The organism is Shinella sp. Sh6 (assembly GCF_055392685.1).
The window spans coordinates 1,753,945-1,773,121 of record NZ_AP044005.1; the positions used below are offsets into that span (position 1 = coordinate 1,753,945).

17 protein-coding genes are annotated in these 19,177 nt (G+C 67.3%); 8 read left to right on the top strand and 9 right to left on the bottom strand.

Annotation, left to right across the window (positions count from 1 at the left end; translation table 11 throughout):
• Positions 1 to 88: 88 nt before the first annotated feature.
• Together alaS and recA are read right to left on the bottom strand one after the other, a co-directional pair.
• Positions 89 to 2,752 (bottom strand): alanine--tRNA ligase, encoded by a 2,664-nt coding sequence (gene alaS / locus ACZ5TO_RS08660; protein WP_464800214.1) that lies wholly within the window; start codon positions 2,750 to 2,752, stop codon positions 89 to 91.
• A gap of 313 nt (positions 2,753 to 3,065) precedes the next feature.
• Complete coding sequence (gene recA / locus ACZ5TO_RS08665; RefSeq protein ID WP_464800215.1) at positions 3,066 to 4,151, bottom strand: recombinase RecA; 1,086 nt, start codon at positions 4,149 to 4,151, stop codon at positions 3,066 to 3,068.
• Positions 4,152 to 4,379: 228 nt separating this feature from the next.
• Here recA and ACZ5TO_RS08670 point away from each other — a divergent pair, with 228 nt between their 5' ends.
• On the top strand, positions 4,380 to 5,327 hold the full coding sequence (locus ACZ5TO_RS08670; RefSeq protein ID WP_464800216.1) for a carbohydrate kinase family protein: 948 nt from the start codon (positions 4,380 to 4,382) through the stop codon (positions 5,325 to 5,327).
• A 46-nt stretch (positions 5,328 to 5,373) separates the two neighbouring features.
• Positions 5,374 to 6,300, top strand: coding sequence for a pseudouridine-5'-phosphate glycosidase (locus ACZ5TO_RS08675; protein WP_464800217.1), 927 nt, complete (start codon positions 5,374 to 5,376; stop codon positions 6,298 to 6,300).
• Between the two features lie 267 nt (positions 6,301 to 6,567).
• Here the strand turns inward: ACZ5TO_RS08675 and cckA are convergent, their stop codons facing one another.
• Positions 6,568 to 9,168: a cell cycle histidine kinase CckA gene (gene cckA, locus ACZ5TO_RS08680; RefSeq protein ID WP_464800218.1), complete on the bottom strand. Its 2,601-nt coding sequence runs from the start codon at positions 9,166 to 9,168 to the stop codon at positions 6,568 to 6,570.
• A 269-nt stretch (positions 9,169 to 9,437) separates the two neighbouring features.
• Here cckA and ACZ5TO_RS08685 point away from each other — a divergent pair, with 269 nt between their 5' ends.
• Positions 9,438 to 10,400, top strand: a complete 963-nt coding sequence (locus ACZ5TO_RS08685) for a flagellar biosynthetic protein FliO (protein ID WP_464800219.1) — start codon at positions 9,438 to 9,440, stop codon at positions 10,398 to 10,400.
• A 152-nt stretch (positions 10,401 to 10,552) separates the two neighbouring features.
• Here the strand turns inward: ACZ5TO_RS08685 and dksA are convergent, their stop codons facing one another.
• A complete protein-coding gene (dksA, locus tag ACZ5TO_RS08690) occupies positions 10,553 to 10,972 on the bottom strand; it encodes an RNA polymerase-binding protein DksA (RefSeq protein ID WP_184141385.1) in 420 nt (139 codons plus the stop codon).
• Between the two features lie 399 nt (positions 10,973 to 11,371).
• Here dksA and ACZ5TO_RS08695 point away from each other — a divergent pair, with 399 nt between their 5' ends.
• The 4 genes from ACZ5TO_RS08695 (at position 11,372) to ACZ5TO_RS08710 (ending at position 15,183) form a co-directional block, all read left to right on the top strand.
• Complete coding sequence (locus tag ACZ5TO_RS08695; protein WP_464800220.1) at positions 11,372 to 11,896, top strand: SixA phosphatase family protein; 525 nt, start codon at positions 11,372 to 11,374, stop codon at positions 11,894 to 11,896.
• A 70-nt stretch (positions 11,897 to 11,966) separates the two neighbouring features.
• Complete coding sequence (locus tag ACZ5TO_RS08700; RefSeq protein WP_464800221.1) at positions 11,967 to 13,439, top strand: YcjX family GTP-binding protein; 1,473 nt, start codon at positions 11,967 to 11,969, stop codon at positions 13,437 to 13,439.
• Positions 13,436 to 14,485: a YcjF family protein gene (locus ACZ5TO_RS08705; RefSeq protein ID WP_464800222.1), complete on the top strand. Its 1,050-nt coding sequence runs from the start codon at positions 13,436 to 13,438 to the stop codon at positions 14,483 to 14,485. Before ACZ5TO_RS08700 ends, ACZ5TO_RS08705 begins: the two co-directional genes overlap by 4 nt.
• A 149-nt stretch (positions 14,486 to 14,634) precedes the next feature.
• Entirely contained in the window at positions 14,635 to 15,183 is a 549-nt protein-coding gene (locus ACZ5TO_RS08710; RefSeq protein WP_184141377.1) for a hypothetical protein, read from the top strand.
• On the opposite strand, the gene folK is transcribed toward ACZ5TO_RS08710, so the two are convergent.
• Genes folK through folP form a run of 3 tightly spaced genes read right to left on the bottom strand, consistent with a single transcriptional unit; the run spans position 15,176 to position 16,948 of the window.
• Positions 15,176 to 15,694, bottom strand: a complete 519-nt coding sequence (folK, locus tag ACZ5TO_RS08715) for a 2-amino-4-hydroxy-6-hydroxymethyldihydropteridine diphosphokinase (RefSeq protein ID WP_464800223.1) — start codon at positions 15,692 to 15,694, stop codon at positions 15,176 to 15,178. The genes ACZ5TO_RS08710 and folK overlap by 8 nt on opposite strands.
• Positions 15,684 to 16,052 (bottom strand): dihydroneopterin aldolase, encoded by a 369-nt coding sequence (gene folB, locus ACZ5TO_RS08720; protein WP_464800224.1) that lies wholly within the window; start codon positions 16,050 to 16,052, stop codon positions 15,684 to 15,686. Before folB ends, folK begins: the two co-directional genes overlap by 11 nt.
• A gap of 23 nt (positions 16,053 to 16,075) precedes the next feature.
• Entirely contained in the window at positions 16,076 to 16,948 is an 873-nt protein-coding gene (gene folP, locus ACZ5TO_RS08725) for a dihydropteroate synthase (protein ID WP_464800225.1), read from the bottom strand.
• Between the two features lie 133 nt (positions 16,949 to 17,081).
• Between folP and ACZ5TO_RS08730 the strand changes: the two genes are divergently transcribed.
• Entirely contained in the window at positions 17,082 to 17,714 is a 633-nt protein-coding gene (locus tag ACZ5TO_RS08730; protein WP_464800226.1) for a DUF922 domain-containing Zn-dependent protease, read from the top strand.
• 421 nt (positions 17,715 to 18,135) lie between these two features.
• On the opposite strand, the gene ACZ5TO_RS08735 is transcribed toward ACZ5TO_RS08730, so the two are convergent.
• Together ACZ5TO_RS08735 and ACZ5TO_RS08740 are read right to left on the bottom strand one after the other, a co-directional pair.
• Positions 18,136 to 18,456, bottom strand: a complete 321-nt coding sequence (locus tag ACZ5TO_RS08735) for a 2Fe-2S iron-sulfur cluster-binding protein (protein WP_464800227.1) — start codon at positions 18,454 to 18,456, stop codon at positions 18,136 to 18,138.
• Between the two features lie 175 nt (positions 18,457 to 18,631).
• Positions 18,632 to 19,000, bottom strand: coding sequence for an Hpt domain-containing protein (locus tag ACZ5TO_RS08740; protein ID WP_184141366.1), 369 nt, complete (start codon positions 18,998 to 19,000; stop codon positions 18,632 to 18,634).
• Positions 19,001 to 19,177: the final 177 nt, after the last annotated feature.

Below are 19,177 nucleotides of genomic sequence, written 5' to 3' on the forward strand. Positions count from 1 at the left end.
GAGACTAGGCGCAAACCTTGAAGACTTCGCAAACGAAAACGGCGGGCCGAGGCCCGCCGTCGTCTCGATTCCGTATCCCGAAGGAAGGTCAGCCGGCGAGTGCCGAAGCGACCGCCTCGATGGCATCGGCCGCCTTGCCGCCGTCCGGCCCGCCGGCCTGCGCCATGTCGGGACGCCCGCCGCCGCCCTTGCCGCCGAGCGCCTCGGAGGCGCGGCGCACGAGGTCAACCGCGCTGAAGCGGCCCGTCAGGTCTTCCGTCACGGCGACCACCGCGCTCGCCTTGCCGTCCGGCGAAACGCCGACGAAGGCGACGACGCCGGAACCGAGGCTCTTCTTGCCTTCGTCGGCAAGGCTCTTCAGGTCCTTCGGCTCGACGCCGGTGACGACCTTGCCGAGATATTTGAGGCCGGCAACCTCGCGCACGCCCTCGTCCCCGCCGGCCGAACCGCCGCCGGACAGCGCCAGCTTCTTCTTCGCCTCGGTCAGTTCGCGCTCCAGCTTGCGGCGCTCGTCGACCAGCGCCTCGACGCGGGCGAGCACTTCGTTCGGCTGGGCCTTCAGCGCCGTGGCGAGCGCCTTCACGCGCTCGTCCTGCTCGGCGAGATAGGCGCGGGCCGCCTCGCCCGTCAGCGCTTCCAGACGGCGCACGCCCGAGCCGACGGCGCTTTCCGAAACGATGCGCACGAGGCCGATCTCGCCCGTGGCGGAAACATGCGTGCCGCCGCAAAGCTCGACCGAATAGGGCCGGTTCGCCTTGGCGCCGCGAACGCCCGTGCCCATGGAGACGACGCGGACCTCATCGCCGTACTTCTCGCCGAAGAGCGCCATGGCGCCCTCGGCAATCGCGTCGTCCACGGTCATCAGGCGCGTGGTGACGGGCGCGTTCTGCACGATGATCTCGTTCGCCATGTCCTCGATGACGCGCAGTTCCTCGGCCGACATGGGCTTGGGATGCGACACGTCGAAGCGCAGGCGCTCGGGCGCGACGAGCGAGCCCTTCTGCGCGACATGGGTGCCGAGCACCTCGCGCAGCGCCTCGTGCAGGAGGTGGGTCGCCGAATGGTTGGCGCGAAGGCGCGAGCGGCGAGCATGGTCGACCGTCAGCGCCACGGCATCGCCCACCTTGAGCGTGCCTTCCGCGACGGTCGCCACATGCACGAAAAGGCCCTCGCCCTTCTTATGCGTATCGGAAACGGAAAGCTTCGCATTGTCGCCCGCAATCGTGCCCGTATCGCCCATCTGGCCGCCGGATTCGCCATAGAACGGCGTCTGGTTGAAGACGATCTGCACCTCATCGCCGGCCGAGGCGGAATCGACCGCCTTGCCGTCGCGGACGATCGCCTGGACGACGCCCTCGGCCGTCTCGGTGTCGTAGCCGAGGAATTCGCTCGCGCCGAACTTCTCCTTCAGCTCGAACCAGATCGTCTCGGTCGCCTTGTCGCCCGAGCCCGCCCAGTGCGAGCGCGCCTCGGCCTTCTGGCGCTCCATGGCATCGGTGAAGCCGGCAAGGTCGACGCCGATCTCGCGGGCGCGCAGCGCGTCCTGCGTCAGGTCCAGCGGGAAGCCGTAGGTGTCGTAGAGCTTGAAGGCGGTCTCGCCGTCCAGCATGTCGCCCTTGTGAAGCGTGCCGGTCGCGTCGGAGAGGAGATTGAGGCCGCGCTCCAGCGTGGTGCGGAAGCGGGTTTCCTCCAGCTTCAGCGTCTCGGAGATGAGCGCTTCGGCGCGCTGGAGCTCGGGATAGGCGCGGCCCATCTCGCCGACCAGCGTCGGCAGCAACTTCCACATCAGCGGCTCCTTGGCGCCGAGCAGCTGGGCGTGGCGCATGGCGCGGCGCATGATGCGGCGCAGCACATAGCCGCGGCCGTCCTTGGCCGGCAGCACGCCGTCGGCAATCAGGAAGGCGGAGGAACGCAGGTGGTCGGCGATGACGCGGTGGCTGGCGCGCGCCTCGCCCTCGGCCGGAACGCCGGTCGCCTCGACCGAGGCCTCGATCAGCGCGCGGAAGAGGTCGATGTCATAGTTGTCGTGCTTGCCCTGGAGGAGCGCGGCGATACGCTCGAGGCCCATGCCGGTGTCGATGGACGGACGCGGCAGGTCGACGCGCTCTTCCTTCGTCAACTGCTCGAACTGCATGAAGACGAGGTTCCAGATCTCGATGAAGCGGTCGCCGTCCTCTTCCGGCGAGCCGGGCGGGCCGCCCCAGATGTGGTCGCCGTGGTCGTAGAAGATTTCCGAACAGGGGCCGCACGGGCCGGTATCGCCCATCGCCCAGAAATTGTCGCTGGTCGGGATGCGGATGATGCGGTCGTCGGAAAGGCCGGCGATCTTCTTCCAGAGGTCGAAAGCCTGGTCGTCCGTGTGGTAGACGGTGACGAGCAGCCGCGTCCTGTCGATGCCGAATTCCTTCGTGATCAGATTCCAGGCAAGCTCGATCGCGCGCTCCTTGAAGTAGTCGCCGAAGGAGAAGTTGCCGAGCATCTCGAAGAAGGTGTGGTGGCGCGCGGTATAGCCGACATTGTCGAGGTCGTTGTGCTTGCCGCCGGCGCGCACGCATTTCTGCGCGGTGACCGCCGTGGAATAGGGACGCGTCTCCAGGCCGGTGAAGACGTTCTTGAACTGCACCATGCCGGCATTGGTGAACATTAGGGTCGGGTCGTTGCGCGGCACGAGCGGACTGGACGGCACGACCTCGTGTCCGTTCTTTCGGAAATAGTCGAGAAAAGTCGACCGGATCTCATTCACGCCGCTCATATCGCGTCCTTCATCTTGCCCTGCGCACGCCGGTGGCCGGCGCGTCATCCACCCAATGTCACGTTCAGCAGATGCGAAATCGCCCCGCCGGCCGGAGTGCCCGCCGGAGGCCGCTCGGGGCCATCCATCCGCGAATTCCGTCGAAGTTGCGCGCGCCTGCCGACAGCCTTCCCAAAAAGGCCGGAAACCCCGGGCGCGCGCGCGAACCCAAGGCTTTTATCGCCCGCCTCGGCACCTGTCCAGACACCAAAAAACCGGCCTTTCGCGAAGAAGAGGCCGGTCTTTCGAGTTTTTCACCACCGTTGCGCGGCGATTACACTTCGCCGTCGCTGCCGTCGTTCGGATCCGGCCCGCCGTTTTCCAGGAAGCGGTCGGCGATGAGGCCGGCATTCTGGCGCAGCGCCGTCTCGATCTCGCGGGCGAGATCCGGGTTGTCGCGCAGGAACGTCTTGGCGTTCTCGCGGCCCTGGCCGAGGCGCTGGCTGTTGTAGGAGAACCAGGCGCCCGATTTCTCGACGATGCCGGCCTTGACGCCGAGGTCGATGAGCTCGCCCGTCTTGGACACGCCCTCTCCGTACATGATATCGAACTCGACCTGCTTGAAGGGCGGGGCCATCTTGTTCTTGACGACCTTGACGCGGGTCTGGTTGCCGATCACCTCGTCGCGCTCCTTGACGGCGCCGATGCGGCGGATGTCGAGGCGGACGGAGGCGTAGAACTTCAGCGCGTTGCCGCCGGTCGTCACCTCCGGCGAACCGTAGACGACGCCGATCTTCATGCGGATCTGGTTGATGAAGATGACCATCGTGTTGGACTTGGAGATGGACGCCGTCAGCTTGCGCAGCGCCTGGCTCATCAGGCGGGCCTGGAGGCCGGGCAGGCTCTCGCCCATCTCGCCCTCGATTTCGGCGCGCGGCGTAAGCGCTGCGACCGAGTCGACGACCAGCACGTCGATGGCGCCGGAGCGCACCAGCGTATCGGTGATCTCGAGCGCCTGCTCGCCGGTGTCCGGCTGCGAGATCAGCAGGTTTTCAAGGTCGACGCCGAGCTTGCGGGCATAGACCGGATCGAGCGCGTGTTCGGCATCGACGAAGGCGCAGATGCCGCCCTTCTTCTGGGATTCGGCGATGGTCTGCAGCGCCAGCGTCGTCTTGCCCGAGCTTTCCGGCCCGTAGATCTCGATGATGCGGCCCTTCGGCAGGCCGCCGATGCCGAGCGCGACGTCGAGGCTGAGCGAACCCGTCGAGACCGTCTCGACCTCGATCACGCTGTCCTTGCCGCCGAGCTTCATGATGGAGCCCTTGCCGAACGAGCGCTCGATCTGGGAGAGAGCCGCTTCGAGTGCCTTGCTTTTATCCACTGTTTTATCCTCTACGAGCCGCAAAGTGTTCTGTGCCATTTGGTCCACCTTTAGGTTATTGAAGCAAGACAGGCAACGAAGCCGCCGATGAAAGCTATGTACACATTTTGTTCTCGTTTTGCAAGGTACCATCATCCATTTGAATGGATTTGTGAATCGAGTGCGTGTTCTATTTTCGTTTCCGGTGGATGAAACAGGCGGGCGAACAGGTCCGGAACCCCTGCCGCGGCGGGCGTTCGGGGCCGAATCGGCGCATAGAGGATGACGATGACGGGTAGCAGGATACTGGTGCTGGGCGGCGCCCATGTGGACAGGCGCGGGCGCATCGCCGGCGAGACGGCGCCGGGGGCGAGCAATCCGGGAACGTGGTTCGTGGAGGCGGGCGGCGGCGCGTTCAACGCGGCGCGCAACCTCGCCCGGCTCGGCCACCGCGTGCGGCTCGTCTCGCCGCGCGGCGGGGATGCGGACGGCGATATCGTGACGGCGGCGGCGGAAGCGGCGGGCGTCGAGGACACGCCCTTCGTCTTCCTCGACCGCGCAACGCCGAGCTATACCGCGATCATCGAGCGGGACGGCAACCTCGTCATCGCGCTCGCCGACATGGAGCTCTACCGGCTGTTCTCGCCGCGCCGCCTGCAGCAGCGGGCGATGCGCGAGGCGATGGCGGAGGCCGATGTCATCCTCACCGACGCCAACCTGCCGGCCGAAACGCTTGCCGCGATCGCCCGGGCTGCGACGTCCTTGCGGCTGCCGCTCGCCGGCATCGCCATCTCGCCGGCGAAGGTCGTGCGGTTCAGGGAAAACCTTTCCGCCCTCGCCTTCCTCTTCATGAACGAGGCGGAGGCCCGCACGCTGACAGGCGCTTCGCCGGAGGACCCGGCCGACTGGCCGAAGGCGCTGCGCGAAGCGGGACTTTCCGCAGGCGTGGTGACACGCGGCGGCCGGGGCGTCGTCGCCTTCGACGAGACGGGCGCCGCCCTCGTCGTGCCGCCGGATATCCCCGCGCTCGGCGACGTCACCGGGGCGGGCGATTCGCTCGCCTCCGGTTTCCTCAGCGCCTGGGCCCGCGGCGCGGGGATCGGCGAGGCGCTGCGCCATGGCGTGGCGGCGGCGGCCATCACCGTGCGCTCGCCCCTCGCCGTCGCCGAGGAAATGTCGGAAGAGGCGCTTGCCGACGCACTTTTTCTTGTGCCGAAGGCCGAAATCCTGTCATGAGACTTTTTTGCCCAGGATTCCTCCCAGGATCGCGTAAGGACACGTCATGACCAGCCCCCTCACCCCCAGCCTGCCGCTGCAATATTCCGCCGAAGTCGCCGCCGCAAAGGCGCGCGGCGCGCCGATCGTCGCCCTCGAATCGACCATCATCACCCACGGCATGCCCTATCCCGGCAATCTCGACATGGCGCGCAGCGTCGAGCGCATCATCCGCGAGGAAGGCGCCGTGCCGGCCACCATCGTGGTGATCGACGGCGTGCTGCATATCGGCCTTGAGGATGCGCAGCTCGAAGCGCTCTCGCAGAGCGAGGGCGCCATGAAGGTCTCGCGCGCCGACCTCGCCTTCGCCATCGCCGAGCGCCGCACGGGCGCCACCACGGTCGCGGCGACGATGATCGGCGCGGCGCTTGCCGGCATCAAGGTCTTCGCCACCGGCGGCATCGGCGGCGTACATCGCGGCGCGGAAGAGACCTTCGACATCTCGGCCGACCTCGAGGAGCTGGCGCGCACCGGTGTCATCGTCGTCTGCGCCGGCGCCAAGGCGATCCTCGACATTCCGAAGACGCTGGAAGTGCTGGAGACCCGCGGCGTGCCGGTCGTCACCTATGACAGCCCGGTCTTCCCGGCCTTCTGGTCGCGCGATTCGGGGCTCAAGAGCCCGCTGATGCTCAACAGCCCGGCCGCCATCGCCAATTTCCAGGCGGTGCGCGAAGCGCTCGGCATTACAGGCGGCATGCTGATCGCCAATCCCGTGCCGGAGGCCGACGAGATCCCGCGCGAGGAAATGGAGATCTACATCGCCCGCGCGATCGACAACGCCGAGCGCGACGAGATCGCCGGCAAGGCCGTCACCCCCTACCTGCTCGACAACCTCTTCCACCTGACGGACGGGCGCAGCCTCAAGACGAACATCGCACTGGTGGAGAACAACGCGCGGCTTGCGGCGGAAATCGCCGTGGCACTGGTGGATTGATATTCGCGGGCGGCCGGTTCACGCCGACCGCTTTTCTCGTGCTTCGCCGTCTCTTTCCTGTCGCCCCGCCACCGTGCAGCACCACCCTCCAAGGTCGTCATGCTCGGGCTTGACCCGAGGATCCACACGGCACCTGCGGCTGTGGATGCTCGGGTCAAGCCCGAGCATGACGGAGGAGAGGGTGCGGCCCGGATGGTGGGGGATAGAGTAAGCAGCCGCCTCCCCCCATCCATCGAAGCCGCACAGCGCAAACGCCGCCCCGCAGCCTCACGCGTCCAGCATCTCCCGCACCGCCTCGGCAAGCTGCTTCAGCGAGAAGGGCTTCGGCAGGAAGCCGAATTTGGCGTCGGCGGGCAGGTTGCGGGCGAAGGCGTCTTCGGCGTAGCCGGAGACGAAGATGAACTTCATGTCCGGATAGGTCTTGCGCAATTCGCGCAGCAGCGACGGCCCGTCCATTTCCGGCATGACGACGTCCGAGACGACGATGTCGACCGCGCCGTCCAGCTCTTCCATGATCTCGAGCGCTTCCACGCCGGAGCCGGCCTCGTGCACCGTGTAGCCGCGGGTCTCCAGCATGCGCTTGCCGCCGCGGCGCACCGCCTCCTCGTCCTCGACGAGAAGGACGACGGCGGAACCGCCGGTCAGGTCGCGCGGCTCCTTTTCCGGCGCCGGGAGGGCGGCAGCGGCCTGCCCGCCACCGGCCTGCGGCACCGCCTCGGCTTCCGGCACGATCTCCTCGATATGGCGCGGCATGAGGATGCGGAAGGTGGTACCCTTGCCGACCTCGGAATCGAGGTAGATGTAGCCGCCGGACTGCTTGACGATGCCGTAGACCATGGAAAGGCCGAGGCCCGTGCCCTTGCCCACTTCCTTGGTGGTGAAGAAGGGCTCGAAGATCTTGTCGATGATCTCCTGCGGAATGCCGGTGCCCTGGTCGGCGACCTCCACTTCCACATAGTCGCCCGGCGGCAGGTCGCGCAGGTTGCGCGCGGCCGCTTCCTCGGCGGGCACGTTGCGCGTGCGGAAGGTGATGGTGCCGCCCTCCGGCATGGCGTCGCGCGCATTGACGGCAAGGTTGATCAGCACCTGCTCGAACTGGCCGAGGTCCGTCTTCACGGCCCAGAGGTCGCGGCCGTATTCCACGTCGATCTTGACGTTGGTGCCGGTCATGCGGTCGACGAGCATGCGCAGGTCGCCGATGACGTCGGTGAGGTTGAGGACGGTCGGGCGCATCGTCTGCTTGCGCGAGAAGGCGAGAAGCTGGCGCACCAGCACGGCGGCGCGGTTGGCGTTGCGCTTGATCTCCATGAGATCGGCGAAGCTCGCATCGGAGGGACGCGCGGAGAGCAGCAGGTGGTCGGAGGAGAGCAGGATCGCCGTCAGCACGTTGTTGAAGTCGTGCGCGATGCCGCCGGCGAGCGTGCCGACCGCGTTCATCTTCTGCGTCTGCGCCATCTGCGTTTCGAGCGCCTTCTGCTCGGTGATCTCGACGGCATAGACGATGGCCGCCTCTTCCGGCGCCTCGTCGCTCTGATCGATGACGGCGTTCACGTAGAAGCGGAAATGCCGGCCGTCATCGGCCGGATGCAGGGAATCGATGGGCGGAATATCGCCCTGCCGGTCCTTGGCGGCCTCCACGGCGGCCTCGAGGCGCACGCGATCGGTCTCGTGCACGATGGTCTCGAGCTTGACGCCGCGGTCGATGTCGTCCCGCGAGACGACGCCGGAAAAGAGCTTCAGGAAGGGCGCGTTGGTGCGCAGGATGCGCCCGTCCCCGTCGACGGAGGCGATCGCCATCGGCGTATTGTTGAAGAAGCGCGTGAAGCGCATCGAGGCGATGGAGGCGGACTGGTCGTTCTGCCCGCCCTCCTCGCGCGCCAGCACGATGGTGCGGCTTTCGCCCGGCGCGCCGTCGCGCATGGAGGAGACGCGGTGCACGATGCGCACCGGAAGGCTCTGGCCGTTGGTCTTCCGGAGATCGAGGTCCAGCGTCTCGGTGCGCTTGAGGCCGGGCTCGGCCTGCACGGACTGGATGAGCGCAAGCCCCTCGCCCGCCACGACGTCGGCAATGGCGAGCGAACCGGGCTGGAATTTCGTCAGGTCGATGCCGAGCCATTCGGCGAGCGTCGCATTGAGATAGACGATCTCGCCCTTGCGCCCGGCGGAGAAGAAGCCGGCCGGCGCATGGTCGAGATAATCGATGGCGTTCTGCAATTCCTTGAAGAAGCGCTCCTGGTCGTCCCGCTCGGAGGTGATGTCGGAAATCTGCCAGATATAGAGCGGCTGGCCGCCCTTGCGGCTCGGCAGCACGCGCGCCTTGAGGCGATACCAGTGCGCGCCGGAGCCGCTGGAGGAGGCGGCGTTGAGCGTCTTCTGGACGCGGAACTCCTCCGCGCCTTCCTTGCCCTCGTGCAGGCCGTTGGTCAGGCGGTAGACGGCCTCCGTCGCCTCGCGGTTGCGCGACAGCAAGGTTTCGAGCGTCTGGATTTCCGCGCCGCCCTTCGCCCCGGTCAGCGCGCCGTAGGCGGCGTTGGCATAGACGATGCGGCCCTTGCGGTCGGTGACGACGGTGCCGTCGGGATGGGAATCGAGGAAGGACTGGGCAAGCTCGCCGGAATCCTTCGCCTCCGGCATCACCTCGATGAAGCCGATGAGCGCGGAAACGACGAAGAAGATGCCGGCCATGGCGAGAACGCCGAGAACGCCGAGCACCAGTTCGTTGTCGAGCTGGTTCTTGAAGACGATGAACGCGCCGGCGGAGGCCGCCAGCACGAGGGCGAGCAGCACGATCCGCAACGCGACCGCCGGCCGCATGCCGCGGTCCACGATCGGCATAGTGTCCTCGCCCGGCCGCTTCATCGTCGTCATCAATCCCTCGTCTGCACCGGCGCGCGGCACTGTCTGCCATCCGCATGCGATGCGGGAATCATGTTTATCCGCCCGAGGGAAGCGCAAAAAGCCGTCGAGGGGAAGCAAGGCCGCCAATTCACAGGGAATATTCCCACTGATTCAGCCGATTGCCGGCCGCAGGGCCGCCCAGGCCGGCAATCGGCGCTGGACAACCGGCGAAGGCGGCTTGTAGGAGCCCGAAAAAAGCCTTCAAATGCAGCCACCGTGCCGAAAAGGAGTAACCGCCCATGTTCCAGGAGATTCTCACCGAGAACGGCACGAAGTTCATCGTCGCCGCCGTGGTGGTGCTGCTCGGCCTTCTCTGCCTCGCGCTCGTGCTGTGGATCGTCCGCGGACGCCCCTCCTCGCCGTTCATCCGCGGCGGGCGCAACCGGCTGCCGCGCCTTGCCGTGCTCGACGCCGCGGCGATCGATACACGCCGCCGGCTCGTGCTGGTGCGCCGCGACGACGTGGAACATCTCATCATGATCGGCGGACCGACGGACGTGGTGATCGAATCGCGCATCGTGTCCACGCCGGCCGAAAGCACCGCGCAGCCGGTGGAGCAGAAGGCGCACAAGGCCGAGCCCGTGCAGCAGCCGGCGCAGGAACCTCTCACCAGGCCGGTCGAAACGCCGGTCGCCGCCCGTTCCGCCGCCGTCGCGACGGCAAGCGCCGCCGAGCGCCGCCCGGCCAACCAGCCCGACGGCGTTTCCGCCATGGGCAAGGTGCTCTACGCCGCCGACGAGGAGACCGCCGCCCGCCCCGTGCCGGTCCGCCCGGTTTCCCAGCCGGCAACCGCCCATCAGGTGCAGGCCGCGGCCCAGCAGCGCACGCCGGAGCGGCGCGTGGAAGACCTTCTGGAACAGAACCGCCAGCGCGTGCTGACGCCGCAGGTCGCGGCAACCACCACCGCGGCCCAGGGCCAGGCCGTGCAGCGCCCGGTGACGGCGGCGAATGCGAAGCCGGCGGAAAAAACCGCCGACAATCCGGCGCTGATCAGCGAATTCGAAAAGATCCTCGAAGCGGAAATGACGAGCAACGCGGCCCTCGCCGCGCCCGCGCGCGCCGCCGTGCAGCCGGTCGCCGCATCCGGGCAGGGCTTCGGCGCAACCGGCCAGGGCCAGCAGCCGCCCGCCAAGAGCCGGGAAGAGACCGAAGCGGAAATGGCGCGCCTGCTCGGCGAGATCGCGGCCAACCGCAAATCCTGAAGCCACGGCATCCCAAAGAAAAAGCCGCTGGAAACGGGCGTTTCCGGCGGCTTTCAATTGGTGGTACAGCCCGAAGCCGGCCTGCACCGGATATTCCGGTGTCGTTCCTTCAAGGCGGTGCCTGCGGGCCTCCTCGGGCCCGCGGGACGCGCCTATTCGTCGCGATACACCTTCTCCCTGCGTTCATGGCGCTCCTGCGCCTCGATCGAGAGCGTGGCGATCGGGCGGGCGTCGAGACGCTTGAGGCCGATCGGTTCGCCCGTTTCCTCGCAATAGCCGTAGGTGCCTTCGTCGAGACGCTGCAGTGCCGCATCGATCTTGGAGATCAACTTGCGCTGGCGATCGCGTGCCCGAAGTTCGATGGCCCGGTCGGTTTCCGAGGATGCCCGGTCCGCGAGGTCCGGGTGGTTGGCGCTTTCTTCCGCCAGATGATCGAGGGTTTCGCGCGCTTCGCGCAGAATATCGTTTTTCCAGGCGTTCAGCTTCGCTCGAAAGTAAGCCCGCTGGTTTGCGTTCATGAATTCCTCGTCCTCGTCGAGGACGAAATTGCTAAGATCGATCTTCTCACTCAACGCGATTCTCCTGAAGAACATCTCAAGGCGCGCTGTATATCCCTACGGGTTTCCTGATTCAAGCCTGCCGGGAATTACCCACGGTTTTCGCGCCTGCCTTGATATGCGGTCCATGCCCGACGAATATTTCATCAAGATTACAACGGGATGGCAAAACCCGCCGATGGAAGGGCGAAACCATTTGCCCTTTCCCGCAAGACGGAGGCCGCGACCGGACTGCCTTTCCGGCCCCGTCCCGCCGCCATACGGGCAGGAACGCGCATCCTTCCTATAGATAGTGCGCGTTTTGCTTTCGCGAAGCTGTCGTCCGTTCAAAAGCGGTTGATCTTTCCGGCGCGGGAAGACATGAAATCGGAAAGCGCCGCCGATCACCGGCCGCGGGCGGATGGAGGACACGACTTGGCATCTCTCGGCACGCCGGCTTTCCGGCTCTATATCCTCCGCCACGCCCGCGCCGCCTGGACGCAGCCCGGCCAGTCCGATTTCGACCGCGCGCTCGACGACGAGGGCTTCGCGGAGGCCGAGGTGATCGCCGAGGAGGCGGCGGACCAGGGCTACCGCCCGGACGTCATCTTTTCCTCAACCGCCGTGCGCTGCCACCAGACGGCAGAACCCTTCCACCGCACGATGAGCGAGGAGCTCCCCATCGCCTATGTGGATTCGCTCTATTCCGGCACGGTCGACACCTATGCCGAGCTCGCCTTCGCCGAGCGGCAGGAAAAGGCCGTGATGATCGTCGGGCACAATCCGATGATCGAGGAGTTCTTCTTCCGCCTCGTCGGCAAGGCGATGGCCGAGACGGCCGCCCCCTTCGGCTATCCGACCGCGGGCCTTGCCATCGTCGATTTCGACAAACGCCCGACGGAGGCGGACTACAGCGGCGCCTGCCTTGCCGGCTTCATGGCGCCGAACCGGGTCACCTGAACGAAACGGCGGCGCCTCTTTTTTCGCCGGACCGCGCTTCCTATATCGCCTTCGATGCTGGAAAGAGACCGTGCCGCCTAGCCTGACCACTCTCACAGACGACGCCCTGCTGGCGCTCGATACGCTCGCCGGGCGCGCCGCCGGCCTCGTCAACCCGTCGATCCGCCTCGGCGTGACGGGCCTTTCGCGCGCCGGCAAGACGGTCTTCATCTCCTCCCTCGTGCACAATCTCCTCAACGGCGGGCGCCTGCCGCTGCTCGAAGCGGTGCGCTCGGGCCGCGTCTCGAAGATCAGGCTGGAGCCGCAGCCGGACGATGCCGTGCCGCGCTTCCAGTACGAGGATCATATCCGCGCCCTCGTCGCCGACCGGCTCTGGCCGGATTCGACCCGCGCCATCTCGCAGTTGCGCATCACGCTCGACTACGAAAGCGCCTCCGGCTGGAACCGGATGTTCTCGCCGGGGCGCCTTTCCATCGATATCGTCGACTATCCCGGCGAATGGCTGCTCGACCTGCCGCTGCTCGGGCAGGATTTCCGCACGTTCAGCGAAAACACCGTGTCGCTCGCCGGCTCCGGCATCCGCGCCGAGCTTGCCCGCGACTGGCTCGCCCTTTCCGCCACCGTCGATCCCGCCGCCGCGGCCGAGGAGGCGACGGCGCGTTCCCTTGCGGAGAGCTTCACCGCCTACCTCAAGGCCTGCAAGTCCGACGAACGCTCGCTCTCCACCCTGCCACCCGGCCGCTTCCTGATGCCAGGCGACCTCGAAGGCTCGCCCGCCCTCACCTTCGCGCCGCTGCCGGGCCTGCCGGAGGGAAAACCGGCCCGGGGCTCGCTGCACGCGATGATGGAGCGCCGCTACGAGGCCTACAAGACCCATGTCGTGCGCCCCTTCTTCCGCGAGCATTTCGCCCGCCTCGACCGGCAGATCGTGCTGATCGACGCGCTCCAGGCGATCAACCGCGGCGCGGAGGCCGTGCACGACCTCGAACGCGCGCTCGGCGACGTGCTCGACTGTTTCCGCGCCGGCACCAACGGCTTCCTCTCCTCACTCGTCACCAGGCGCATCGACCGCATCGTGATCGCCGCCACCAAGGCGGACCACCTGCACCACGAGAGCCATCCGCGGCTGGAGGCCGTCACGCGCCGGCTCGTCGAGCGGGCCATCGAGCGCATCGGCATGAGCGGGGCGGGCATCGAGGTGATGGCGCTCGCCTCCGTGCGCGCCACCCGCGAGGCGACCGTCAAGCACGACGGCGAGGACCTGCCGGTCATCGTCGGAACGCCGATGGCGGGCGAGACGATCGACGGCGAGACCTTCGACGGCGAGAGGAAAACCGCCATATTTCCCGGTGACTTGCCGAAGAATCCGGACTCGCTTTTTCAGGAACTTGAATCGCATTCCGAAGGCGATCCGCCGCTCCTCAACTTCGTGCGCTTCCGCCCGCCGCATATCGAGGAGACCGGCGGCGGCCTGAAGCTGTCGGTGCCGCACATCCGCCTCGACCGCGCGCTGCAATATCTCATCGGAGACCGGCTCGCATGACCGACCGTCCGCGCAGGCCCGCCGCCTTCTCGCTCTCCCCCGACGCACCTGAAAAAGAGCCCCGCCGCCCCGCCGCCTTCGAGGACGCGGTGACGCTGACGCCGGATGCGGAGGATCCGTTCATCGCGACGACCGCCGGCCTGCCGGACCTCGTGCCGCCGGTGGCGACGCCCCGCCCGCGCCGCCTGACGCTCGGGCGAATCGCGACAGGCGCGCTCGGCCTCCTCGTCTCGCTCGCCGTCGGCCTGTGGGTGGATGCGCTGATCCGCGACCTCTTCAGCCGCAACGACTGGCTCGGCTATCTGGCGCTGGCGGCCGCGGCCGTCGCGGTGCTGGCGCTCCTCGGCCTCGTCGTGCGCGAACTTTCCGGCCTTCGCGGCCTTGCCGCCGTGCAGGACCTCAAGCGCGATATCGCGGACGCGGCGGCCTCGCCCTCGCCGGCCGTCGGCCGCGCCATCGTCGCCCGCCTCGTCCACCTCCTCGCCGCCCGCCCGCAGACGGCGCGCGGCCGGGCGCGGCTCGCCGAGACGGAGGGCGAGATCATCGACGCCGCCCAGCTCGTCGACCTCGCCGAACGCGAGCTCATGGCCCCGCTCGACCGTGAGGCCCGCGCCCTCATCCTCGGCGCGGCCAAGCGCGTCTCCATCGTCACCGCCGTCAGCCCGCGCGCGCTCGTCGACCTCGGCTACGTGATCTTCGAAAGCAGCCGGCTGGTGCGCGCCATGGCCGAGCTTTACGGCGGACATCCGGGCAAGATCGGCATGCTGCGGCTGATGCGCGACGTCATCGCCCATCTCGCCGTCACCGGGTCGATCGCCATGGGCGACAGCCTCGTCCAGCAGGTGCTCGGCCACGGGCTTGCCTCAAAGCTCTCCGCGCGGCTCGGCGAAGGCGTCATCAACGGGCTGATGACGGCGCGGATCGGCATCGCCGCCATGGACCTCTGCCGGCCGATGCCCTTCCGCGCGCTGAAACGGCCGGGCATCGGCGATTTCATCGGCGACCTTGCGCCGGGTTCGGCGGCCGGCCGGCGCGACGAAGCGTGACCTCACAGCAACACCCCGGTTTTCCGGGCGTGAGCCGATATCAAATCCTGCGGGTCGGGCACGGCGGGAAACCGTCCATTAACCATTTTCGCGCAAACCTTCTCGCCAGAAAAGCAGGCCAGATGGCCATCGCCCGTCAAGGATCGTTCATGTATTCGCGCACTTCTTTGATCGCCCGCGCTTCCGCAGCGGCCATCCTCGCAGCCACTACCTTCGCCCTTCCGGCCGCCGCGGGCTCGCGCGACAAGGCCTTCTTCGATCAGGTCGCCGGCAACTGGCAGGGCAGCGGCGAGATCGTCGCCGGCAAGTACAAGGGCACCAAGTTCAACTGCAACCTGACGGGCGATCCGGCAGCCGCCAGGGATGCCGGCATCCAGCTCGACGGCTTCTGCCGCGTCGGCGTCTTCAAGCAGCCGATGTCCGCGCTGATCACCCGCTCGGGCGGCACCTACAAGGGCAAGTTCCTCGACGGGGCGGCCGGCAAGGGCCTCGACATCACCTCCGGCCAGGTCGCCGGCAACAAGGTCGTCGTCGGCATCAACCGCCAGAAGCTCAACGGCGCGATGATCGCTCGCCTCGAAAGCGAGAACAAGATGAACATCACCATCTCGGTGAAGGTCGAAAGCCGGATGATTCCCGTCATCGGCCTGTCGCTCGACCGCAATCTCGACGACATCGCGGTCGGCTCGATCAAGTAACCCGCCACCATTCCGGGCCGGCGCTCGCCGGCTCGATTCCCGCCACATCCGCCTCCTTCAGCCAGTCCGCCACCGCGCGTCCCTCGACCTCCATCGGGGGCGCGATGTCGGCGAGCGGCATCAGCACGAAGCCGCGGCCGGTCATGCGCGGATGCGGCAGCTCCAGCCGGCCGCCGGCCTGCGCCACGCCCTCATAGGTCAGGACGTCGATATCGATGGTGCGCGGTCCCCAGCGCTCCTTGCGCTCGCGCTTCATGTCGCGCTCGATGCCGAGGCAGGTATCCAGAAGCGCCTCGGGGGAAAGTGTCGTCTCCACCAGCGCGCAGGCGTTGAAAAACCAGTCCTGGTCCGTCTTGCCCCAGGGCGGCGTGCGATAGAGCCGCGAGACGGCGGCGACGCGGCAATCCGCCCGGCCGTCGAGCGCCTGCAGGGCATCGGCCATGGCGCGGACGGGATCGCCGATATTGCCGCCGAGGCCGAGCGCGGCCCGGCGAAACACCTCAGACGGCATGGTCGACCGTCACCTGCACATAGTCGAGCACGCCCGGAACCGGCGCGCTCGGCTTGCGAACCGTAATCCGTGCGCGAAAAATCTGCGGGAAGCGGGCGCAGAGCGCGACGGCGATCTCCTGCGCCACCGCCTCGATGAGGTAGCGGCGCCGGCCGAGCACGATCTTCTCGATCTCCTTGAAGGCGACGCCGTAGTCGACGGTCGATTCGATATCGTCGTCGGAAAGCGGGCGCTCCGGGCGCACGTCGAGTTCCGCATCGACGAAGAAGCGCTGGCCGAGGAATTCCTCGGCGTCGTGCAGCCCGTGGCGGGCGAAGAAGGCGCAGTTCTTGAGCGTGATCGTATAGGTGTTGGTCATGGTTCGTCCTGTCTGGCTGGCCGTCAGGCGTGCGTCTCGCGCGCCTTCACCTTGCGCCCGGACGCCAGCATAGCATCCGCCATGGCAAGCGCATCCCTGTTGATTGCGACATCGTGCACCCTGAACACCGCCGCGCCGGCAACGCGAAGCAGCGCCGTCGTCGCGGCCGTGCCCACGTCGCGCGCATCCGCATCGCGCCCGGTGACGGCCCCGACGAAGCGCTTGCGCGAGGTACCGGCGAGAAGCGGCAGCCCGAAGCCGAAGAGCTCGCCGAAACGCGCCATCAGCTCCAGATTCTCGTCCGTATCCTTGGCGAAGCCGAAGCCGGGATCGAGCACCATGGCTTCTCGCGAAACGCCCGCCTCGCGGGCGATCTCCAGCGAGCGGCCGAGGAAGAGATACTGGTCCTCCACCACGTCGGGCAGCTTCCGGCGGTCGCGGCCGGTATGCATGACGCAGAGCCCCGCGCCGGTCTCGGCGGCGACGCGCGCAATGCCGGGCTCGCGCTGGAGACCGTGCACGTCGTTGACGATGTGCGCGCCGGCGGCAACGGCAAGCCGCGCGGTCTCGGCGCGGTAGGTGTCGACGGAGATGATGGCGTCCGTCGTGCCGGCCAGCGCCTCGATGACGGGAAGGATGCGGTCCTGCTCCTCCGCGGCTGTCACGGGCGCGGCGTCCGGCCGGGTCGATTCCCCGCCGATATCGACGATGGCGGCGCCCTCTTCCAGACAGAGGATCGCCTGCGCGACCGCCCGGTCGGCACTGTCGAACCGTCCGCCGTCGGAAAAGGAATCGGGCGTGACGTTGACGATGGCCATCAGGAGGCCGCGCGGGCCGAGCTCCAGATGCCGGCCATGGGCGAGCCTCCAGTCAAAGGGATCGAACGGCGAGAACATGGCGGTTTCCTTCGGCGGTTAACCAGCACCCGGCAAAGGGTGTTGCGCTCGCCGAGCCTATGCCCCAAGGTTGGCGGAAGTTCAACCGGCCTCCTCGCCGGCCCACCGCCGCAAGGACCCGGCGGCAAAAGGAATGCAGACCCGTATGAAGACCGTCGCCCGCCTGATGGCGCTTGGTGCCCTGGGTGCCCTCGCCTGCCTCGCTTTCCAGTCCGCCCGCGCGGAGACGATCACCTCCAAGTCCTTCGCCTATTTCTCCGTCGGCGGGCACACGGCCGCCGAGCTCGACGAGGAACTGGGCAAGCGCGGCCCGGTGATGATGCACAACGGCTCGCGCCATCCCGGCGCCACCAAGATCAAGTGGGGCGGCTCGGTCACCTATGTGAAGCGCGGCAACCGCTGCGCCGTGGGCGACGCGAAGGTCACGCTCTCGACGAAGATCATCCTGCCGCGCTGGAAGAACCGCAAGCGCGCAACGCCCTCGCTCGCCCTCATCTGGGACACGCTTTCCGCCGATATCAAGCGCCACGAGGAACGCCACGCCGAAATCGCGCGCAACCACGCCCGCGAGCTGGAGCGCACCTTGAAGCGCCTGCCGCCGGAGGCCGACTGCGAGCGCATGCAGGCCCGCGTCGACCGCGCGACCGCCGACGCCGTATCGAAGCACGACGCCGACCAGGCCCGCTTCGACAAGGTGGAATCGAAGAACTTCAACGACCGCATGATGCGGCTCCTCACCCACCGCCTCAAGAGCAAGCCGCAGTAAGGCCGCGCGGCCGCGCATGTATTTCTTGAAATCCCCTTAATGCAGATGGACCGGATCGGGCGCGATGCGGGAGCGCATGCGTGAAATGACTGGTGAATTCTAGCGATAGCGCAATTCCGCAAATCACCGTATTTTCATTTCAACACTGAACGGGAAGATGTTCGTTCCTTCCCGAAGTCGCAGTAATGGTTTGCAACAGGTTCTCCTGGCGCGTCCCAATAGAAGCAGCAGGTGTCTCCTCCCTCTCCTGCCGCGATGCGCCCTCCTGGCCTCGCTCGTCCTGACCGACCGGCGAGGCTCTTTTTTTGTCCATCTATTCTTCGGGAAAGACTTCCAGCGCGCCGTTCTGTTCTTCCGGCGCACGGACGGGCCCGCCGCCTTGGCGGCGACGGCCGGTCACGTCACGAAAGGCTGGACGATGTCAGGCCTGGCGTTCCGGCACATGCACGACGAGGCCGTCCAGCGCATCCGACATCTTGATCTGACAGGAGAGCCGCGAGGTGGGGCGCACGTCGTAGGCGAAGTCCAGCATGTCCTCCTCCATCGCCTCCGGCGGGCCGACGACCGCGCTCCAGGCGTCGTCGACATAGACGTGACAGGTCGCGCAGGCACAGGCCCCGCCGCATTCGGCCTCGATGCCGGGCACCGAGTTGCGCACGGCGTTTTCCATGACCGTGGTGCCGTTTGCCACATCGAGGTCGTGGCGCGTGCCGTCGAAGGCGACGATGGTGAGTTTGCTCATGATGGCTTCCGGATCCTAGAGGCTGCCCGTGCGGGCGTAGACTGACCGGCGGGGGCGTGGCCGGCCGCCGGTTTTCCGGCGGTTGTTTCCAACAAAACCCCTCCCCAGTCAACATCGCGCGCCCGCCCGGCCCTTGCAGGCCCGGGCGCGCCGCCGGCTTTTCCCGGCGCGACGGTCAGCGGCAGAGCTTGAGGATGAAGTTTTCCGCCTCGACCACGCTGGCCGCGACGCCCGCAAGCGCGGCGGCGTCCGCGGGCTTGTCTTCCAGCCTCCCGGCGGCCGCGGCGATGGCATCGGCGCCGACCGCCCGGGCCGAGCCCTTGAGACGGTGCGCGACGGCCGCGCGGGCCGCGCCTTCCGTACCCGCCAGTTCCTTCATGCTCTCGCGGGCCTGGCGCGCGAACATCTGCAGCACCTCCAGCTCCAGCGCCTTGTCGCCCATCGTCTGGCGGGCAAGATGGTCGAAATCGATCGGCCGGCCGGCGGAAAGACCGGCCCCGCTTGCATTGTCCGGCGCCTCGAAGGCGATGTTGAGCGCTGCCATTTGCCAATAATCCTTGTCGTTGCGAAGACCGCTTGTTTCGTTGTGACGCAGGCCGGCCCCGCGCGGGGCATGCGGCGGGCGTGCCGTGCCTTCGGTTGCGGGGTGGGCCATTGTGCGTGGCCGGCGCGCCTATCCGCTTAAAAGACGGCGCAAAATGGGCATGAATCGCAAACTATG